The 18,971-nt window shown below is 42.8% G+C and carries 13 protein-coding genes; 1 reads left to right on the top strand and 12 read right to left on the bottom strand.

All coding sequences use genetic code 11. The features are described from left to right. Window positions 1-28: 28 nt before the first annotated feature. The 12 genes from ADU22_RS14035 to ADU22_RS13980 all read right to left on the bottom strand — a co-directional run bounded on the left by ADU22_RS14035 (window position 29) and on the right by ADU22_RS13980 (window position 17,894). On the bottom strand, window positions 29-1,339 hold the full coding sequence (locus ADU22_RS14035) for a YheC/YheD family endospore coat-associated protein (protein ID WP_053362714.1): 1,311 nt from the start codon (window positions 1,337-1,339) through the stop codon (window positions 29-31). A gap of 163 nt (window positions 1,340-1,502) precedes the next feature. Beyond that, entirely contained in the window at window positions 1,503-1,964 is a 462-nt protein-coding gene (locus ADU22_RS14030; protein ID WP_053362713.1) for a CotY/CotZ family spore coat protein, read from the bottom strand. 81 nt (window positions 1,965-2,045) lie between these two features. After that, a complete protein-coding gene (locus ADU22_RS14025; RefSeq protein WP_053362712.1) occupies window positions 2,046-3,059 on the bottom strand; it encodes a YheC/YheD family protein in 1,014 nt (337 codons plus the stop codon). 15 nt (window positions 3,060-3,074) lie between these two features. Further along, window positions 3,075-4,298: an ATP-grasp domain-containing protein gene (locus ADU22_RS14020; protein ID WP_053362711.1), complete on the bottom strand. Its 1,224-nt coding sequence runs from the start codon at window positions 4,296-4,298 to the stop codon at window positions 3,075-3,077. A gap of 226 nt (window positions 4,299-4,524) precedes the next feature. Beyond that, the gene (eat, locus tag ADU22_RS14015) at window positions 4,525-5,901 is read right to left on the bottom strand and encodes an ethanolamine permease (RefSeq protein WP_053362710.1); all 1,377 of its coding nucleotides are present in this window, start codon (window positions 5,899-5,901) and stop codon (window positions 4,525-4,527) included. Window positions 5,902-5,906: 5 nt separating this feature from the next. Beyond that, window positions 5,907-6,944: a phosphotransferase enzyme family protein gene (locus tag ADU22_RS14010; protein WP_053362709.1), complete on the bottom strand. Its 1,038-nt coding sequence runs from the start codon at window positions 6,942-6,944 to the stop codon at window positions 5,907-5,909. A gap of 68 nt (window positions 6,945-7,012) precedes the next feature. Beyond that, window positions 7,013-7,747, bottom strand: a complete 735-nt coding sequence (locus tag ADU22_RS14005) for a YheC/YheD family protein (protein ID WP_053362708.1) — start codon at window positions 7,745-7,747, stop codon at window positions 7,013-7,015. An 815-nt stretch (window positions 7,748-8,562) separates the two neighbouring features. Next, complete coding sequence (locus ADU22_RS14000; RefSeq protein WP_053362707.1) at window positions 8,563-9,759, bottom strand: M20 family metallopeptidase; 1,197 nt, start codon at window positions 9,757-9,759, stop codon at window positions 8,563-8,565. Window positions 9,760-9,777: 18 nt separating this feature from the next. Continuing rightward, the gene (locus ADU22_RS13995) at window positions 9,778-11,208 is read right to left on the bottom strand and encodes an MFS transporter (protein ID WP_053362706.1); all 1,431 of its coding nucleotides are present in this window, start codon (window positions 11,206-11,208) and stop codon (window positions 9,778-9,780) included. A 134-nt stretch (window positions 11,209-11,342) separates the two neighbouring features. Continuing rightward, the gene (locus ADU22_RS13990) at window positions 11,343-14,477 is read right to left on the bottom strand and encodes an alpha/beta hydrolase domain-containing protein (protein ID WP_053362705.1); all 3,135 of its coding nucleotides are present in this window, start codon (window positions 14,475-14,477) and stop codon (window positions 11,343-11,345) included. 244 nt (window positions 14,478-14,721) lie between these two features. Next, window positions 14,722-15,624: an AEC family transporter gene (locus tag ADU22_RS13985; protein WP_053362704.1), complete on the bottom strand. Its 903-nt coding sequence runs from the start codon at window positions 15,622-15,624 to the stop codon at window positions 14,722-14,724. A gap of 146 nt (window positions 15,625-15,770) precedes the next feature. Beyond that, window positions 15,771-17,894: a glycoside hydrolase family 3 protein gene (locus ADU22_RS13980; RefSeq protein WP_053362703.1), complete on the bottom strand. Its 2,124-nt coding sequence runs from the start codon at window positions 17,892-17,894 to the stop codon at window positions 15,771-15,773. A 142-nt stretch (window positions 17,895-18,036) separates the two neighbouring features. On the opposite strand from ADU22_RS13980, the gene ADU22_RS13975 reads away from it, so the two are divergent. Further along, window positions 18,037-18,960, top strand: a complete 924-nt coding sequence (locus ADU22_RS13975) for an AraC family transcriptional regulator (protein ID WP_053362702.1) — start codon at window positions 18,037-18,039, stop codon at window positions 18,958-18,960. The last annotated feature ends 11 nt before the right edge of the window (window positions 18,961-18,971 follow it).

The following is an 18,971-nucleotide window of genomic DNA, read 5'->3' as shown; positions in this document are numbered from 1 at the left end:
CTTATAGTTTCTTTATATACCGCCTGTTTTAATAACCTGCCAATGCACCAGCGTACACCAACGGAGTGGTCACAATATGCTGATACATTTTCCTGTCGTTAATAGTCTTTAAAGGGCTGCTATGATTATGTGCCCGGTTATTTAGCTCGATAACCCATACGCGTAAATTGGAATCCACCATGACGTCGAAGGCCACATCTCCAAAGTGGACGTTCTTTTCTTCGAGCAGCCTGCAGACTTCTTTGCAAGTACGGATGATCTCTTTCCTTTTCCCTTTCGCGGCTTTTTTACTTAAATGATAAACCTGCCGCAAAGCCGTGGAAGTAGGAAGGAAGTAATCCGTCAAGGCCCGGTTTGTAGCGATACTGCCTTTAACCCCTATTCGCGCATATGTTCCAGAGCATTGCCATTCTTTTTTTTCGTTTTTCTGGAGAATGACCCTGAACACAATATTTCTGTTAAGATCATGGTTCATAATTGGCTGCTGCACAATATGCGGCTTTTTATCGAGAGATTCCAGAAAAGAAATCAAATTCGTATAGTCCAAATGTTTTGTTTCGTTGTCTATATTTTTGACTGCATATTTGTCTCCTTCGAGCGTAACTGTATAAATGCCTGCTGCCTTCATGCCGCCAGCCGGTTTTATATAAATACATTTAAACTTCTCGAGCATGTCAAAAGCTTTGCCTTTTTCCCTCAACTGGACGGCTTCCGGCAAATAAGAACTGACCTCAGGTGAATCGGATAGTTTTTCATAGATCTGCCATTTATCCAATAATGGATAATTAAAAGCCTTCCCGTCCATCATTTCCGATAATTTATCAAGTGCCTCTCCTGTCCCTCTTCTGAAGAGCACCTCTGGAAAAGGAAAAAGGCCTGAAATCCAGGTTTCTTTTTTATCCGGACCACCGGGTTGGAAATAATACCCACTGATTGTTTTATTCCTAAAATCAATGGAATCTGCTGCGGCTACGAAAAACAACCCATCTACATCCTTGTATTGAGCCGCGTATTTCTTCAGCTTCCTCAGCCTTTTTGAAGAAATTTTTTTTGCATGGTAATTGTATATAAAAGCAATGACAGGACCGATATAAAAGGTACCCTGATCAAGCCTCCACTTAAAATCCAACTCGAGCGGTATCGAAAACACCTTAGCAAATTGTGGGTGGATCCCCATGCTATCGCTTCCAATATCAGCGGAAAAAAGGATGTTTACCTCTTTTTTAAATCCTCCGAAAGCGAAAGTCATAGTTTCCATCGGTTCATTAAAATGGTTTTGCATATTTTGTGGAAGTATCAGATCACTTTCCCCAATGCCCTCCATATAACAAAAGCGCATACTCATACCCTCCTTAAACCCTTATCAATAACTTATGTAAATAGAGTTTTTCTGCCTGTGTGATTTCATTACTTTTGATGCCCAGTTTATCCTTCGGAAGGTGTGCTGCATTTCCGAGAACACCTGGAGACAACGAAAGCATCCAGTGAACTGGATGCTTTCTCTACCATTTTGGCTCGCATATTATTTTTCTTTTTAATAGTTCTGTATCCAGGCACTGGATTCCACAAAAGCAGCTTATGTCTACTTCAACACATATTGGAGTTTTCTCCAGCTTTACCACATCACAAAGCAGCTTCGCATGTTCTTTGTGTATGTTGTACGGCCTGAGTATGGTCAGTTTTGCGCAGGAAGAATCTTTATCAATGTCATCAACCCGAAAAAAACTGGTTGTAAAGCATTCTTCCTTTTTCGTTTTTTCGTCATAAATCACACCGTTCCATTCAAACATTCCATTGTTGGTTAGAAGGATGAAGGGAATTGTATCTGAGCCAACAAGCTTCCCCAATATTTTTCCAAGAAAGGGTGTTGTCGTTTCAGCCAAAAAATCCTGCAGTTTTTTTAATTCATAAAGAGCGTCCCCAATACAGTTTCCCATATTGGATTGTTTTTCTCTGCAATCCATGGTGCACCTCCCCCCAAACTGTCCGTTTATTTTATTTTATGAGCAAATTGGGAGTTGGTGAGCTTTTGTACCAAAATTAGACTAATGCCGGGTCGCCAGGTACTTCGCATATTTTACTGCCCTTTTGGCCACCCCAAATTCCCTGTGCTGTGAGCCAGGCCTCCAATTCACCTCAAAAACCCAGAGTTTATGCTGCGGATCAATCCCCACATCAATGCCGAGTTCATCAAATTTGCGGTTGAAAACCGTCTCCAGATGAGAGGAAAAAGTATAAGCGAATTGTTCAAGCAGTCTCTTAATATTGAAGTATTCATCACCGAATTCTTCCTTAAGGAATGAATCCAGTTCTCCGCGATATCCACCGCCGCTGATATTGCTGATCAGCTTGCTACTTCCGCTTATCCTCGGATAAATAAGATTAAGTTCCCATTCACCCAGCCCATTCTTCTGAACATGGAGCCGAAAGTCATATGTCAGGCCATTGCGGGTTCTACATTCAATAAAAGGCTGGAACAGATATTTTCGTTCTCTCTTCAGCTTTTCTATTAATGTATGGAACTGGGATGAATCAAGTACTTTCTGTTCATTTCCGTCAATAATATTAAAAACACTCTCGTTCATTTTATCGACAAATAAAATCCCTTTTCCTTTGTTTCCTGAAAAAGGCTTGATGACTATTCTTTGCCCCTGGTCCAAAAGATCATATAGCTGGCCAGTTTTCCTTAAAGGGAAAGCAGGAATCATATAGTTTGCGAAATGGCCCGCTTCCTTAACTGCCCGGTATACTTTCATTTTGTTGGGTACAGGTTGACTGGTGAAGGGGATCATTTTTTTTAATTGCCTGTAAATTTTCTTTTGCCAATTTCTCCTCGGGTTGCTGATATTAATAATCACTTGAGGAAAGTCCATTGTCCGCTGCTCCCATTTTCCTTCCTCATAGATCCAACCTTCAATTTTACGGGATTCAAGGTCAACTCCCCGATAAGAAAAGTATAAAAAAGGAATTCCCTCCATTTTTGCAGCTGCTGCGTACGCATATGCTTTTTTATCTTTGTCCGGCTTTTTCCTGTAGTGAAGCATACCGATTAATGTCATCTGGGTTCCCTCCCTTTAAAGGGGTTCCATTAAAAATTTTATTTCCTTTGCTGCTTGTTCGGCAATTTTCTTGGCTTCATGAAAACTCTCTGCGGAAGCAATCACATAAGCATATCGGTCTCCTAATGAATAGGGAGGTGTTAAAATGGCACCTTTCCGAGGCTTTACATAGACTTCTTTAACACCCTCAAGAGATAAGGCCCGATTCTTCCCGGTGACCCTCAACAGCGTCCCCCGTGATCCTACAGTAAGGAATTGGGCATATACATGCCTGAATTTACTCTGGTTCAAATCAGGTTCCTCTCCCAGGTGTATTCTGATAATCTCCTGCACCAGATTTATACCGGTGCCTTCTTGCACGATTTGATTCATGGCACCGCCTGATACCCTTGGATTGATTTCGATGAGCTTCCACTCTCCGTTCACCCATCTCAGTTCCAGATGGCAGGAACCAATAGTCAAATCCAGTGCCGAAAGCACTTCTTCGATGACAACCCTCAGCTTCTCGTGCTGGGTTGCACTGAGTGAAGCCGGATAGTGATAGCCTGTTACAATAAACCGGTCCTTTTTGGAGATAAACTGTTCAATAATACCCACTATATTAACCTTTCCTTCCCATACAAGAACTTCGATTAAATATTGGGGCCCATTTAAATATTCTTCAATTAAAATAGCTTGTTCAGGAAACTGTTGCCTTAATAATTTGATTCCTTGTTCAAGCTCTCGCTTTGATTCAGCTAAAATGACATCCTTTGAGCCATTTGATTGGGGGGATTTAACAATAAGCGGGAGGGAATCTGCTAATTTTTCCGTAATGAGTTCAAAAGAGTCATGTGGTGGAATCACCGTAAAAACCGGATTGATATCCAGGTTTTGCAGTGATTTCCTAACCCTTGTTTTCTCCTCCATTTTGAATATCGCTGCGGGGGAGGCGTGCTTAAAGCCCATTTCGATTGACAAGAGTGTTGCCGTATAGACGAAGGGATCCACCAAACTTAAGCAGGCTTTTATTGTTTTCCCCTGTTTTTTCAATAGGTCCAGATGCCCTTTAAGGGATTCCCTGTTTTGTAGATCTTCAAGGTAAATCATTTGGTGCACATCGGGAAATTCTTCTCTTTGTTCGATAAATTTTTCCCTGTCTGTAAATAAAACCGTAAAAAAACCCATTTTTTCTGCTGCTTTAATAGCTTCCCTGCTTGTTCCGGACTTATTGCTTCCGATAAAAATAATCGTATTCATTTTTCATCCTCCAATTTTCCTAAAAGGAGTTCCTAATTACCTTATTCCATTCCTTTTTTGAGGGTGCATGTACCCGCGCAACCTAAAATGACATTCGATTCCATGATTCATCGGAAAAAGCAAGTAAAAAGGAACCAGTTTTAAACCGATTCCCTTCTTAATAAATTCTTACCTCTGTCTTTGGATGCTTATCATTGATGTTCATTTGATTCCTTTATAATGTGAGTTAAATTGATGGAGTATCATCCTTGGATTGATGGGCCGCAAATTTTTCTTCTGGTGCTTCCGGATTTATGTTTTTCTTGCCCCAAGCAAAGTAGTAAATGGTGGCTGCAGCAAAAACTCCAATACTAATCCAAAAGAATGTCAGATTGGCAAAGAAGCTGGCAAACAGGGCAATCGCAGCTAGTACGATAGAGACAGCCGGCATCATTGGATACCATGGGGTTTTAAATGTACGAGGCAAATCAGGCTCTTTCTTTCTCAGTATTATGACCGATAAATTCATTGCGATATAGGAAACCAGTGCTCCAAAAGTAGAAATAAGAATTAAATCATCTGGGTTAAAGAGCATAACAAGAACCAATCCGATAAAACCAGGGAGAATTATCGCAATATAGGGGGTTCTCCTCGTTTTATGCAGCTTTGAGAAAAAACCTGGGAGGTACCCTGCTCTCGATAGAGCGAATATTGGCCTTGAATAGGCGAGGATAACTCCAGAAAAACTAGAAATTAATCCAACAAGTCCTATTGTGGCTAAAACTTGTGCCAACCAATACGTATCGCCAAAAGTAGCAGCGACTGCACCAGGCAATGGATATTCCATCACACTTAATTCATCAATGCCACTCAAGCCAATGGCAACGGTTGTTGTAATAAAGGATAATAGGAGCAGAGTAAACACCCCGGTTAAGATTCCCTTTGGCATATCTTTCTCCGGGTTTTCCGTTTCCTCTGATAACATCGGGAGCATTTCAATGGCCAAGAAGAGCCACATCGCATATGGCAATGCTGCCCAGATTCCCTGGAAACCACCAGGAATCAGTGAATTACTAGTTTCTGATGAAAACAATCGCTCCGGATTGATTTGGGGTAATCCGACAAAATACAAAATGACTAAAAGTCCAAGAGCCACCGTTACAAGGACGGTTTCAACTCTTGCATATTCCTTAACCCCTATGATGTGAACGATCATAAACAGGGCATAAATGACCACAGCGGATGCAATTGAAGGAATGGAAGGGAACATAAAATTAATATAGCCACCAATCCCAATAGCTACAACTGGTGCTGCAATTAAATATTCCAAAATGACTCCAATCCCTGTAATAAATCCTGCATAAGGGCCCATCGCCCTCCTAGCGAATGAATAAGGTCCCCCTGCATGTGGGAGTGCAGTTGCCAGTTCGGAAATTCCAAAGCACATGAATGTATACATGATAGCCATGGTCGCAATGGCAATAAGCATACCTACGTACCCTGATTCTGCCAAACCGAAATTCCATCCAAAATAGTTCCCTGAAATGACTATTCCTACTCCAATGATCCAAAGATGAAAAGGCTTTAGCGTCTTTTTTAATTCTAAATTTTGTTTGTGGGACATGTACTTTACCACTCTTGTCCGGAAAGATTATTATTTTCGCAGTACTCCAAATACTTTAGCGCTAATAAATCCGTCTGTTCGGTGTACTCACTGCCCAGTTCATCTGCTGTTTGGTTATCCCTGCTTCCAATCCAGGCCAGCATTTGAAGTCTTCTCATCATGATAAAAGTCGGAACTTCTTGTTCTTCCTCTTTGGAGAGACGGCGAATTTTGCGATATCCTTTTATCCATGCATGTACTAGATCAGGTACATAGGGCCTATGTTCAACGAAGGTCAAAGCGGCTGCTAAATCATAGAGATACCAGCTAAATCCACTATCATCAAAATCGATGACTTTAACGTCATCGCCATCTATTAAGAGATTGGCATGCCGCAAATCACAATGGATAAGACCAAATCGATCCGGACCATCGCCAAACTTTTTCAATCTATATTTAATCCTATTTACTACCTTTCCAAATAACTCTAATCGTTCAGGTGTAATTCCTAATCCATCCTGCCATCTTCCCCATTTCGGCCGATCACCAAGCACAGTCTCATAATTCCAAACAGGGCGTTTTTTCTGATTGAACGTTTCCCAATTATTAATGGAATGCTCATGCAACCGTGCTGTTACTTCACCCGTTTTTTCAAACACTTTTATCAGCTTTTCCTTGTTATCCACATCCGGCTGTTTCCCTTGCAAAAATTCAAATAAGATACAATAAATTACCTGCTGATTGTGGTTCACTCCATAAATATACTCTCCGGTTTTTCCCGCGACAGGTACCGAAACATCTACAGAAGTATTCTCATTTACGGAATTAATAAAGTACAATTCTGTTTCTATTTCAGACAAGTTATGGTAGCCTGGTCGGCAAACTCGGAGAATGTACTTTTCTCCATTTGACTTATTTTCTGCAAGGTAAGTTGCATTTTCCGAGTAGTTTAATAATTCAATAGTCAGTTGCTCTGAATTGGGGTAGTTTTTTAATGCACTATTTGCTATTTTTAAAAATTCTTCTAATAAATTATCCCTATTGCCTGTATCTTTTTTAGCCATACAGATCTCCCTTTTTATAATAAACAGGTTATATTTTTAGGTTACTTCTTTTATATAGACAACCGGTGCTATGCTTCGTTGTGAAAGCTTTGTATCCTTCGCAGCATTTTTTTGTTTTTGAGCTTGTCGAAATGGTCTAGCATAGGGTGTAAATTGGCTTCTATAATCCATACATGGCCATTGTGGTCGATGCCAATATCAAAACCAAAGATCTTTTGTTCCACACCATAATATTCTGAGAGAGTTTTACTTGCCTCTAATACTACCTTGTCAATAGTTTTCTTGATTTCATTTATTTTGTCTGCCAGGTGTGTTTTTTTCAGAGCAGCTGATACCGTCATGACTCTGCCGCCGCTATAACGGTTGTTTGTAACAATAAAGCCTTCGCCCGCCACTTTAGTGACCTTTCCCGTGACAGCCCAAACGCCCAAACTGTCCTTTTGTGTGACGACACGGTTATCGGTCGGGCATCCTTCTACCCTCGCAAGATCAACATACTGCTGCAACAGGTATCGCCGGTTCATCTTTTGCTTCAGATAAGTATACGCATCGGACTTGCCTGTGAAAATCGTTTTATGATCTTTATGGTGAATTTCATACTGTAAATCACCTAGGCAGGTTACTTTGTAAATATTCTTCCCTCTACTCCCTCTTGAAGGTTTCACGATAATTTCTTTATATTTATCAAGAAATTTTGAGAAATTGACCTTTGTGAAAACTTCTGTTTCAGGCAAATGGTTAACAACCCTTGAGTTCTCTTTTAGAAGGAGATGTTTCTTCCACTTACTTTTGTTTATTTTCATTTTTTCCCTGTCCTTTCATGGAAATCTGTACCGGTGGTTCTACTACACTATCCATCTGGAAAACAGCGCTTTCTAAAATCCGGTCTTTACAAGGAACAATACATATTATGAAAAAGGAGAAATTTGGTCCCGGCTTTTCATGATTTGAATAACACACCTACCTTCATGAGAGATAAGGTTTTGTTCAGGCAAAAATTAAAGCTTCCGATATTTTAATCATTGGCAGCTTAAAAATGCACCTATTCCTGCCGGGGGAAACAAGCTTGATTAGTGGATGTTTGAACCTTTCGAAGATTTAGGGGGAATCAGGTGCAAACAGACTAAATGAAAAGAGGATAGCATCGCTGCTATCCTCTTTTATTCATCCGCTTCTGGAAGGCCCTTTGCTCCTTATCATCCATGCTGTAAATGCTGGTTCCTGGCAAGCCCGCTGTTGCCTGCCAAACCATATTCTTCTACCTGGTACCTTTCTTCTTCATTCAAGAAATGATGCTTAAGCAACTAACATGCTTTCGCTCTCCGTTCCCTTTAAAGCAGCAAAATCCCCTTTACCACTTGGTTCGAGCTTAACACGAAAAGGATTCAGAAATATTGTGGACGAGATAAATTCTCTAAGATGTGTATTTAGCACATAGTGCAAGAAGAAGAATCAGACGGTTCTTGTGCTTCATTTTGAAGCACAAGAACCGTTTCGGCCTCCATTAAATTGGATAATACAGATCCATTCATTTTTGTGTCGCAAATGCGGCGATGTCCTGTGTATTAAATCGAGTTAGCCAAATGAAGATGCTTTCATTCGCGGATGACAATCCTCTTTAGCTTTCGCTGCCTCCACAAAATGAATCCACGACAACAGCCATTGCTTTGGCGCTTATAATCAGGCTTTTTTCATTGATATTGAATTTTGGATGATGATGCGGGTAGGCTTCGCCCGTTTCAGGTTCTGCACCGACATAGAAGTAGCAGCCCGGAACTTTTTCAAGATAGTACGCAAAGTCTTCTGATGGCGGCAGCGGCGGTGTCTCCAAAACCGCTTCCACTTCCGGAATGGATGCTTTTTCAAGTGCTTGCCGGACTTGTTCGGTTACGTCGGGGTCATTGTAAAGAACCGGATAATCATTTTCATATTCCAAAATCGATTTGATTCCATATGATCTTTCCAAGCCTTCCGCAAAATCCCGCACGCCAGTTTCAATGATTTCGCGAGTTTCGGGAGACATGCTGCGAACATCCCCTTCGACTGTCACAGCATCTTTTATAACATTGAACGATCCTTTTCCGTCGAAATTGCCGATGGTAATCGAAGCAGCATCAAACGGGTTGATCCGGCGGCTGACGATGGTCTGCAAATTCATGACAAAGGAGCTGGCTGCCACGATTGCATCATTTGCCAAATGGGGGGATGAGCCGTGACCGCCTTTCCCTTGAACCACCAATTTAAAATAAGATCTTCCTGTCTGCGTGTTCCCGCTTCGGTAATAGATATGGCCGGTTTTCATGTTGGTGATGACATGGATTCCGAGAACTGCATCTACCCCGTCAAGAACGCCTGCCTTGATCATGCCGATTGCTCCTCCTGGTGGAGTTTCTTCGGCTGGCTGATGGATGACACGCACCGTGCCGCTTAGTTGATCTTTAACCTCAGCCAGCGTCTCGGCCAGGACAAGCATATAAGCGGTATGGCCATCATGGCCGCAAGCATGCATAACTCCTTCATTTTTAGAGGCAAAAGGCAGACCGGTTTCTTCGTGGATAGGCAGAGCGTCAAAGTCGGCACGGATGGCAATCGTTTTGCCAGGTTTTGACCCTTTTATGGTCACAACAATTCCTCGTTCACCGCCAAAGTTTGTCTCCACCGAATCTACAGGGACATCCTTGTAAAAATCGGCAATATATTTGGCGGTTTGCTCCTCCTGGAAGGAAAGTTCCGGATGCTCATGCAGATAACGGCGAATTTCAATGATGCGATCTTTTTTTTCATCTAGTCTTTTCATTAATTCATTTGCTAACATACTCAATTCTCCTCTCAATTAATGGCTGGGCTGCGGCTGGCCTGGGGTTGGTACATCTCCTTCTTCGACGTGTGTTTTTCCTGCATCTCTTGGAACCATGAAAATAATCGAAAGAATGGAGAGAACACCGAATAGGACATTGACGATAATCCCGGCAGTGGCAGCAAGTTCCAGGTTTCCGGCTGCGGAAATGGAAGTGAACACAGTAGCGGAAATTGCAACACCGAATGCTCCGCCAAGTGAACTCGCCATTTTGTAGACTCCTGCAGCTTCTCCTACTTTATTTGAAGGTGCATTTGATACTGATGTATCCGTTGATGGCGTCGCATAAACCCCAAGCCCAAGCCCGAACAAGGCAAAACCAATGAAGACAACTACGGTATACGCGAAGTCAGGCAAGAATGTTAATCCCATAATCGCTACACCAACTGTTGTGATGAGAGATCCCCAAATCATTGGGGATTTGGCGCCAGCTTTTTGTAAAATTTTCTCCCCTACACGGATCATCGCCAGCACAGCAACTAAATACCCAAGTGAAAGCATCCCTGATTGAAAGGGACTAAAGCCTCTTCCTAATTGAACATAAGTATTTGCCACCACTAGTGTGCCAGCAATCGCATTTAACAGGAAATTGGAAATCGTTGCTCCGGAATACGGTTTATTTTTAAATAATGAAAAGTCAATTAGAACAACTTCTTTACCTTTTTCAATTCTGTAGAAAACAATCGCGCCAATAATCGTCACAATGGTAAGCGCAATGGTAATCAGGCTTGTCCAGCCGAAATCCGAGCCATAAGTGATGACGATATTCAATGCTACCATTGTAATGATAAAAACAAGTAGTCCAGTATAGTCAAACTTAAAGGCTCCAGATGACTCCCCTTTGCTTTCTGGAGTATCCCTAAGAAGCCACATGCCCAGCAAGGAGAAGATGATGCAAAAAATGAAAATCCATCTCCATCCCATACTCGTGGCAATTGCACCACCTGCGAAGGAAGCTGCACCTGATCCGCCCCATGATCCGATTGACCAATAACTTAGCGCACGCTGCCGTTCTGCCCCTTCAAAATAAGCTTTCATCAACGCAATCGTTGCCGGCATAATACAGGCTGCCGATAGACCCTGAAGGATACGCCCGATAATCAGTAAAACAGATCCTTGTGCGATCACAAGGCAAAAGGAGCCGATCACACTTAGAATCAGCCCGATATAGGTCATTTTCTTCCGGCCAATTTTGTCTGCCAGCCCACCAGCTGCCACAATGAATAATCCCGAGAATAATGCACTCAAACCAATGGCAATGTTTAATGTACCCAGTGAAATCCCCAGATCTTCTTGAACAGCGGGTACGACATTGACCACTGACTGAGCAAAAAGCCAAAACGAAATCACTCCGAATACAATCCCGGTAATCATTTTATTTGTACCTTTATAACTTGCTGCTTCCATTATCGAACCTCCGTTATGATTTATTTTGGTATATTCGGGTTTCAGGTTATTATCTGCAGCTTCCTTCCAAGATAATCAGAACCATCAAAAAAACAGGTGGAGAAAACTCAAGGTTTTCTCCACCTGCTCTTTCATTATTCCAATTCCCAAGCCTGGGTATATTTTTTCACCGTTTCCTTATCCGAATTCGCCACTGATTGCGGAATAAGGTCCTCCACCAGCAATTGGTCAATTGAAGCGTTCATCTTGGAAACCCAGTTCTCCCTTGTCCCGTAAAGAGCCTGTATCTTTTCAAAGCTGAACATGGTCATAAAATCATTTTGAACCATATAGGTGGCAAGCGGATTGTCTGCCAAAGGGTGCCGGACTCCGCCGATGACATTCCCATGCTCATCCCTTGGTAATTGGCCGGTTGCCGAATCCGCCTCTACCCACCTAGTGTCTGCTTCAGGGAAGTAGTTTTTAGGGTCCGCCTTTGGGTCGTGTCTCCTGGCAACCGCAAAATCGTATAGATTTTGCAGGGCCCCGCTTACAAACATATCAATATGCAAATCACTTTTTATGGTGTTTGGCAGCGTACTTTCAGGGTATTTTCTTGGGCTCACTCCCGCCTTCACAAGCGCATCGTTATTTTGAATAATAGGAGAGACCGCATCGGAGTGCGGCGCAGCCGCTACTTCATAGAGCCTGAAGATGTCATGCTCACTGTTTTGGTCTTTCTTTGTTTTATAGGAAGGGAATAGGCCCTTTCCCTCCTTAAATCCAAATTCGGCCTGTGACATGATGACCATCGTCGGCACCCCCATTGCTTTATAAATGGATTTAGGTGTATTCCGGTCTGTCAAAGATGGCATGACCGAGCCTCCAGGCTGAATCGAAGTCGGGATGGCGCCGACCCAATTATAATAACCATCGAACCTATATTGCTTTGTTTCACGGTTATACAAATATGGCTGAAATACATTTGTATAAGTATTCAGGTACATGCCCGACTGGCTTTGTCCGCCAAGGAAAACAAAATCCGGTTCTGTCCCAAGAATCTGGGTGCTTTGTTCTTCATCCTTCAAGGCAGCCCCAAGCTGTGACAGCATGTCCCAGAACAGTCCGTTTTCATCTTGTCCAGGCTTGCCGCCAACCCAATCAATATCTGCATAGCGCACAGGATCAAACTTCTTAAGAGCCTTCACATTCACATCTTTGGAGGTAATCCCGATATATCCATGCCCGTTTTCCATGAAGTATTCCCAGCTTCTTCTCCATGTATCTTCCATATCAGAGTTATTGGAAGCATTTAGGATATCAATGTACACAGCGCCGGAAAAGTCCTTCAAGTCTTTCGGCATGCGTACAAGGATCCGGTTTGTGTAATCATGCGGTCCGCTTGCGATGTTTGGAACATCATTTCCTTCGATGTTTCCAAGCTCATAAATATTGGCTTTTCCCGACAGGAAAAATTCTTTTTCTGTATAATCATACTCCTCCCAGATATCGACAGCACCTACGGAATCAAGCATTGAGTTATAAGGATGGCTCAAATGAGGATTCGCCTCAACATCGGGTTCTTCCTGGTGGAAGCCAATCGCTTCAGGATCAAAAGGGACTTCAGTTACTTCAGTAGGCTTTGCATTCGCGATGGTATAGATTTTTTCTGCATCCGGCCCGCCAAAGCCTTTCTTTTCATTTACATAGGACACAAGTTTGTCATAGCCTTCTTTTAGAATGTAGCGTTCTTTTAACAGCTTTTGGGCCTGCTCAAGGAAAGGCTGCCTGTAGTCCTTCTCATAATCGGGATACAGTTTGGCGATTTTGTCTGCCGTGAAAAACACCATGCTGCCGTTTGTTTCAAAAGGAAGGCCATTTCTGCTTGCGTAGTAGGTTGCAATCGGATACTCCATTTGAGGTGCGCGGATACCTCCCAAAGCATTACGGTGTTCATCAGTGTTGATGGTATAGACGTCTTTCCCATTCTCACTTTGGACGTCAAAATCAAGCCATTTGTCATCTGCAGATGGCGCCGGAATTCCTTCCGTCACCCATCTATGCATATTTTCCTGGGCGGCATTGACGAAGATTTGAAGATTTAAATCACTCTCATAATGGCCAGGGGCATATTCTTTTGGTGGTCTTCCAACCCCGTTGCCCAGCGCTATTTCCGAGCTGTGCGGAATCACATCAAGTGTAGGGTCTGTATGAGGCGTTCCTGCCACTTCATAAAACCTGAATTTATTTTTTACTGAAGAGGCATCGGGCCTTCTTTCATACCCGGCTTGGTCCGAGATTCCAGGTAATGCCGTAAGGTTCGCAAACTTGTGTTCAAATTCAGACATGATCACAATATATGGTACGCTTGTTTCTGCATAAGTCTCGCTCGGCTGCGGCCCTCCGGAATGGACATAGGTTGTTCCCGGACCCACAAGATTCATATAGCCATCAAATAATGGTTTGCCTTTATTGATCTTTTCCAGAGTATCACCAAATAAGGTGATGTATGTATTCAAGTACATACCGGATTGACTTTGACCTGTTAAATAAACATGTTTGGCATTCAGGCCTCCAATAAGGTTCCCTGCTTGATCGCTCCGAAGCATCGTACCCAGTTGGGAAAGCATATCCCAGAACAGCCCGTTTTCATCTTTTCCGTCCACTTTCCAGTTTAAATCTGCATAACGCTCGCTGTCGAACTTCTTAAGAGCATTGATTGTATTGGTTTTCGAGGTAATTCCGATATAGGCATGGCCTTCCTCCATATACCAATCATAGCTTCGTCCCCACGTATCTTCCAGATCAACCCCGCTTGATGCATTTAAAATATCCACATAGACACGGCCCGAAAACTTGGCGGGGTCTTCCGGGAATCTTACCAGCAATCTTGTTGTATAATCATGACCGGTAGATTTAATAAAAGGAGTATCTTTTTCATCGATACTGTACACATTTGCTTGGCCGGAAAGGAAAAACTCCTTTTCCTCATAGCCATAGTCATTCCAAATGTCTACGCGCCCGCTTGAACTGTACATGGAGCTGAATGGGTGACTGATAGGTGTTGGCTCGGAGTGGAAGGTCATGCCCTCTCCATATGGGATTTCCTTTATAGACGGAATCGTCTTTATGGCTTCTTTAATTTTCCCTAAATCTCTGTGTGCATTGGCGTTTTGAGCAGCACCTCCTTTGACATTCTCAGCAGCCAATACTGGAATGCTGCCGCCAAAAAGCCCTAGAACCAGTGTTGCCGAAAGAACCAATTTTGTGATTCCTTGACTCAGTTTCATCTTACTCCCCTCCATTTTTATTTCATTCACTTACAAAATGTTCAGCCTTAGTCCTCCCTTCCCTTGATTTATTTATTTGTTTATAAAACAAATAAACATTAAATTAATAGTAGAATTATTTTTCTAACTTTTCAATCAAATTATGGATACGCTTTCAATAATGGGTCGTTAGTCATAGAAAAGCAGAGATAAATAGAGGGACGGTTCTCCTGCCTCAATGAGGCGGGAGCACCGTCCCTCTGCTCTATATAACAAAGTTGGCGAAGATATACAAAATCACCATGCTTACAATAATGGTTATGTTGGAAATCATTGCAATTAAACTGGTTGTCCTATATTTAAATTCGACGGCAAAAGTAAGGGCGGATGCAGCACAAGGCAGCAACAGCCCAATCAGCATGGTGGCCCGGAACTTCTCATCGTAGGGAAGGAAAAAGAATAAAGGCAGGCCAACCAGCAGCCCCAGACCGTAACGGAATGTCAGGAATTTCAACATGGGCCTTATTAACTGTTTCTCCACTTTAAAATTCAAAAACAGACCTAATAATAGTAACGATAATGGCATGTTTGCAGCAGAGATGATCCCGGCCACCTGAATGACCGGGTCAGGCAGCTGGATTTGGGCAAAATTCAAAACGCTGGCAATCAAATAGGTCATTAACGGAACCGACTTGCCCAGTCTTTTTAGAATTTCAACCGGTTTAAGACGCAAGCCTTCTTCCGAGAAATAACTTCCCAAAATATAGGCTACGCCAAAGACAATAAAAGAGGTTCCGACATCAAACATGCTGAAATAAGTTAACCCCTGTATTCCCCAAAGGGCCTCCACCAGGGGAAAAGCGAATAATCCAACATTGAATCCGGAAAGCATCAGGAAAGAGCCTTTTAGTTCCCGGTCATCATTTCTGAAAAACAGGATGCCCAGAACTGCTGTAAGCAGTCCAAACAGCAAGACCATTACTGGGATCAGGATTAAAGATGTTTCTATTTTTACAGAATGGAACGTAACAATAACCAAGGCTGGAAGGGTTACTTTAAAAATGATTTTTGAAATGGCCTCCCCGTCTTTTTCCTGCAAGACACCTAATCGTTTTAATACATAACCAAGCGCGATGATGATGATGACATAAAGAAATTCCTGGTTCATAAAATAGACTCCTCTAACAGCTATTCTCCTATAATTTTTTACACATTTTATACAGTACCATCAATAAATGAATGCTACTCACTGCCAAGCCCTGATAAAGCAAAGAAGCACAGGGCTCCATCCCCCATGCTTCTTCCCTTCTTTCCTTAAAATCTCAATCCATGCCCAAGTTTATAAACATTTCCGTCGCTGTCCTTGTAGGCATACTGAAGGCCTTCCGGCATGTATTTGTCTTTGTCATAGCCTGGTACGTCATTAGGTGAAACACATTCGCCATTTTCATTAACGGCAATGACCTCTTTGCTTGCAGGCAGGGTCAATGGCAGCACACCGACTGGCTTGAAGTTGCCGGCAATCACTTCCAACTGTGCTTTGTAGTAAGTGTCATAGCCAGCGATGAGCACATCCGCTAATGGCTCGACATTACCAAGAATCCACGGCAGGATGACATTCACACTCATAATCMCCTTGCCGCCGTTAGCATGGACGCTGTCTGCCACTTCCTTGAGATGAGCGATTCCAGTCAATGTTGTTTCGTCATAAGTCGTTCCATCCAAAGCCGTGTTTGTTTTATTCTCGCAGATTTCAAGCTCCAGCAGCCCAGGTGTTGCATTGAAGTAAGCACCCGATTTAGGATGAAGGAATAAAATCGCCACATCTGCTTCCTCATGGTTTTCGGTCAGGGTAAACTGGCCAAGCTCCTCGCAGGCTTTTCTTGCATCTTTTGTGTAAGATTCGGCACGCTCTGTTTCCTTATGGAACACTTCGATATAAACCTTCTTGCCCTCAAGCTTTTCAGCTGTCAAAGGCAATGTTTCCTTAGAGTTCTTCAGGACGGTGACCGATTTTTTATGGGCTTCGTACGCCGCTTCCCAATGTGCCGGCGTATTGACAACTTCAGTCGCATGTTCTGGTGATACATACGTACGGTCATCAAATAATCCTAATTCAAACATTTCCGTCAGCAGGCGAACATTGGCTTCATTGATGCGCTTTTCACTGATCCAGCCATTTTCGATGGCGATTTTCAGATTTTTAATATCATTCGTATCGGCAACCAGGTCTGTGCCAGCATTGACCGCTTTCGCAAAACGTTCCGCTTCGCTCAAGTGCTCGACGCCCCACGCCATTTTGCTGGTAATGCCGCTGTCGCTGTTGATATAGCCTTTGAATCCGAGTTTTTCTCTTAAGATGGTATTAATGAAGTAATGGTTAAACGTGAAGCCAACCTCTTCGAACGGAATGTCTTCTCCTTCGAATTCCTGTACCACACTCTTTTTGATGCTTGGAATCGAGTAGTACGGCATCATGGACGATGTACCGTGTTCAACTGCTGCCCTGAACGGAGGCAAATGATACTTTTCCAGGCTCCCAGGTGTTGGATATAAATTCCACTTACCTTCTGCATAGTGAGGGTCAAAGCCATTTTCACGCGCTCCGCCGCCCGGGAAGTGCTTGGTGGTCATCGCAATGCTGTGTTTGCCAAACTCTTTTCCCTGGAACCCATCTATGATCCGGCCGATCACATCGGATACAAATTCCGGATCTTCCCCGAACGTGCCGTATGTACGCTGCCATCTAGGGTCGGTAACGACGTCGGCCATGTACATATAACCCTTTCGGATGCCGGTCGCTTCCCATTCATTATGGGCGATTTCCGCAAATTGGCTGATGAGCGAAGCATCTCCGCCATTTTGGATATCTCCTTTAGCCGCAGCCGCAAGTCCAAGCGTTCCTGGCCATGTGGAGAAAATTCCCGCAGCATCATTCATTCCAAAGATGAATTCCGTATTTTCGTTCCTGGAATTGGAGGCGATTAGAACAGGAATTCCAAGGCGGGTTGCCTCTGCCACTTCGTTCATCGTATTGACCCACTCAGCCATTTCCGCCGGACTCCAGTTGTCTCTTAAAATAAAGTGGCGCAATTTCATGTTTTCAATCGTATGAGTCGTACCATAGACTTTTTCCAAGGCAAAAATCGTTTCGCCTTTTTCAACAATAGCTTCATCCAGTATGCCGTTATGGCTTGTCTTTTCTTTATCTTTTTGCGAAAGCCCCATCGGACGCGTATTAATCAGCATCAGGCCAACCTTTTCGTCCAGATTCATTAATGAGACCAGGTTTTCGGCACGTTCTTTCGGGCTTAACCGCCAGTCTTCATAAGGGTCAAGCTTGCCATCGTTGTTTAAATCCTTAAATTTCAGTCCATCGACTTCAATGATGTTTTTTACGCGAACCTGCAATTCTGGTTGTTTTTGGTTTTCAGCCACAAATAATCCTCCTAAAAAACCTTAGAGTGGAAATCTAGTGATGATTCTTCCTATTATTTGTTATAATAACAGCATTAATCTAAAAAAACTTGATACTTTTTGCTGAATATATTGCAAATCTTGCTGTCTGAAAGGAGGATCTATGAGCGAGCAATCGATATTTATGCCTGTCATGAATCAGTTTGAGATTTATGACTTTAGCAAGCACAACGAAACGTATGTCCTGCTGGAAAAACATAACGAATCGGCTCAGCGGTTGTTTTCGCAGTTCGATTCATTATTCAGTCTGCACAGTCACGATGTGATGGAGATTCTCGTCTTTATAGATGGGGAATGCGAGTTTTTTTGTGAAGGGAAAACCTATTCTCTTAAAAAAGGGGATGTGGTGATTGTCCCTGCCTATGGGGTGCATAAAGCAAGTGTGAAGGATCTCCATAATTATGAGCGGATCATTTTAACGTTCAGTCCGCAATTGCTGGCAGACTTTTCTGCCAGCTCACCCTCGCTGCACGAAAATATCCTTTCGCAAAAAACGCAAGCATCCTATGTGAACCATTTGGACAGTAAAAGCTTTCAGAACATCCTTTCTTTGCTCCAGGAAATTACCGATAAAATCAAGAAGGGCGAAGAACACATTACGTTTACGATTCATTATTTGCTGTTTCAAGTGCTCCAGGTCATTTTCAATCCTGCCAGCAGGCTTTCGGAGTATAGTTATACAGAAGAGCCTGATCAAAGATTAGCTGCGATCCTCGAGTACATTGAAACGCATTTAACCAACCCAGACTTAAGCCTGGACAATGTCTCCAACGAATTTCATTTAAATAAATACTATTTTTCCCACTACTTTAAAAAGCAGATGTATCTTCCTTTTTACCGTTATGTCACCTTGAAACGTTTATCCAATGCGGTGACGATGATCAAGCAAAACGAGCTGTCCATCGAGAGTATCGCGCTCAAATGCGGTTTTGCCGACTATTCCAGTTTTTACAGGCTCTTTAAAAAAGAATACAATTTGTCACCGAAAAAAATGCAAACGAGGGACGGTTCTCCTGCCTTATTTTGAGGCAGAAAAAC

Origin of the sequence: Bacillus sp. FJAT-27251 (assembly GCF_001273925.1) — a bacterium.
In the GTDB taxonomy this organism is placed as follows: domain Bacteria; phylum Bacillota; class Bacilli; order Bacillales; family Cytobacillaceae; genus Mesobacillus_B.
The sequence above is the reverse complement of the archived record's forward strand: the minus strand, read 5'-3'. Positions and strand labels throughout refer to the sequence as shown.

Coding starts and splice junctions, on each gene's coding strand:
- ADU22_RS14035 (WP_053362714.1), bottom strand. CDS start 1,339: ATGCGCTTTTGTTATATGGAGGGCATTGGGGAAAGTGATCTGATACTT.
- ADU22_RS14030 (WP_053362713.1), bottom strand. CDS start 1,964: ATGGATTGCAGAGAAAAACAATCCAATATGGGAAACTGTATTGGGGAC.
- ADU22_RS14025 (WP_053362712.1), bottom strand. CDS start 3,059: ATGACATTAATCGGTATGCTTCACTACAGGAAAAAGCCGGACAAAGAT.
- ADU22_RS14020 (WP_053362711.1), bottom strand. CDS start 4,298: ATGAATACGATTATTTTTATCGGAAGCAATAAGTCCGGAACAAGCAGG.
- eat (WP_053362710.1), bottom strand. CDS start 5,901: ATGTCCCACAAACAAAATTTAGAATTAAAAAAGACGCTAAAGCCTTTT.
- ADU22_RS14010 (WP_053362709.1), bottom strand. CDS start 6,944: ATGGCTAAAAAAGATACAGGCAATAGGGATAATTTATTAGAAGAATTT.
- ADU22_RS14005 (WP_053362708.1), bottom strand. CDS start 7,747: ATGAAAATAAACAAAAGTAAGTGGAAGAAACATCTCCTTCTAAAAGAG.
- ADU22_RS14000 (WP_053362707.1), bottom strand. CDS start 9,759: ATGTTAGCAAATGAATTAATGAAAAGACTAGATGAAAAAAAAGATCGC.
- ADU22_RS13995 (WP_053362706.1), bottom strand. CDS start 11,208: ATGGAAGCAGCAAGTTATAAAGGTACAAATAAAATGATTACCGGGATT.
- ADU22_RS13990 (WP_053362705.1), bottom strand. CDS start 14,477: ATGAAACTGAGTCAAGGAATCACAAAATTGGTTCTTTCGGCAACACTG.
- ADU22_RS13985 (WP_053362704.1), bottom strand. CDS start 15,624: ATGAACCAGGAATTTCTTTATGTCATCATCATCATCGCGCTTGGTTAT.
- ADU22_RS13975 (WP_053362702.1), top strand. CDS start 18,037: ATGAGCGAGCAATCGATATTTATGCCTGTCATGAATCAGTTTGAGATT.